Below are 1530 nucleotides of genomic sequence, written 5' to 3' on the forward strand. Positions count from 1 at the left end.
CATTCGACATCACCGATGCGCTCCGTCTCGACGGCGGCACACAGTCCATTGTGGTCCGTGTCGAGGACCAGCCGGACGACGCCACCCAGCCGCGCGGTAAGCAGGACTGGCGCGAGGAACCGCACGACATCTGGTATCACCGGACGACCGGGATCTGGCAGCCGGTGTGGGCCGAGGTGGTGCCGGATCTGCATCTGCGGGAGGTGCAGTGGATCGCCGACGTGCCGGGCGCCTCGGTCGTCTGTGAGGGCGAACTGTCGTGTCATCCGGAGAATCCCGTCACCGTGCGGGTGTTGCTCCGCCTCGATGGGGAAACGCTCGCCGAACAGTCCGTCCGGGTCGATCACCGGCGGTTCCGGTTTCCGGTGGCGGTGCCCGCGCTCCGGCACGGACAGGATCGTCACCGGCTGCTCTGGGCTCCCGAGCATCCGGTGCTCGTCGATGCCGGGGTGCGAGTGGGACCGGCGGACGGGCCGGAAGACGTGGTGGCCAGCTATCTCGGTATCCGCGAGGTCGGGGTGGCCGACGGCCGGTTCCTGCTCAACCAGGTGCCCTACTTCCCCCGTATGGTGCTCGAACAGGGCTACTGGCCCCAGTCGCACCTGGCGGCGCCCGATGCCGGGGCGCTGCGGCGTGAGGTCGAACTGATCAAGGAACTTGGTTTCAACGGTGTCCGGGTGCATCAGAAGGTCGAAGATCCTCGCTTTCTCTACTGGTGTGATCGTCTCGGCCTGCTCGTGTGGGGTGAGGCGGCGAACGCCTACGAGTTCGGGCCGACCGCCATCGAACGGCTGACGCGCGACTGGCTGGAGATCCTTCGCCGTGACCGCAGCCATCCGAGCATCGTCACCTGGGTTCCCCTCAACGAGAGCTGGGGGGTTCCCGACATCGCAGCCGTCCCCGCCCAGGCGCATTTCGCGAGTTCGCTGTATCACCTCACCAAGGCCGTCGACCCCACTCGCCCGGTGATCTCCAATGACGGCTGGGAAATCACCGAGGCCGATATCTACGGCGTCCACGATTACGCCCCTCTTGGGGCCTCCCTCAGCCGGCGCTACGGCGACCCGGACGCGGCGCGGAAGACCCTGGCCGAGGGGCGTCCCGGTGGTCGCCGTCTCGTGCTCGGCGAGATCACGGCCGGTCGTCCGGTCATGCTGACCGAGTTCGGTGGCCTGTCCTATGCCCCTCAGGCCGGCGACAAGTGGTTCGGGTACTCCACTGTGGCCGATGCGACCGGGCTCGTGCACAAGCTCGACGAACTGGTCTCCGCGGTGCTCGATTCCCCTGCCCTGGCCGGTTTCTGCTACACCCAGCTCACCGACACCGAGCAGGAGACCAACGGCCTGCTGACCGCCGAGCGTGTGCCGAAGGCCGACCCGGCGAAGATCCGGGCCATCCTCACCAGGCCCGCGCGGGCGCTGCCCGGTGAGGAGATCGGTGCCCACCGTGAGGAGATCACGCCGCGGAGCGACGCCGAGTAACAGCCATTGGGACACCCCTGTGAGGCAGTGGGTGGGGAATCCGCGGGTG

Annotated in this window: 1 protein-coding gene; it reads left to right on the forward strand. The window is 67.8% G+C overall.

Annotation, left to right across the window (positions count from 1 at the left end; translation table 11 throughout):
• A partial coding sequence (locus FNH05_RS37190) for a glycoside hydrolase family 2 TIM barrel-domain containing protein (protein WP_144593509.1) occupies positions 1-1481 on the forward strand: 1481 nt, incomplete at its 5' end.
• Positions 1482-1530: the final 49 nt, after the last annotated feature.

This window comes from Amycolatopsis rhizosphaerae (assembly GCF_007713715.1).
In the GTDB taxonomy this organism is placed as follows: domain Bacteria; phylum Actinomycetota; class Actinomycetes; order Mycobacteriales; family Pseudonocardiaceae; genus Amycolatopsis_E; species Amycolatopsis_E rhizosphaerae.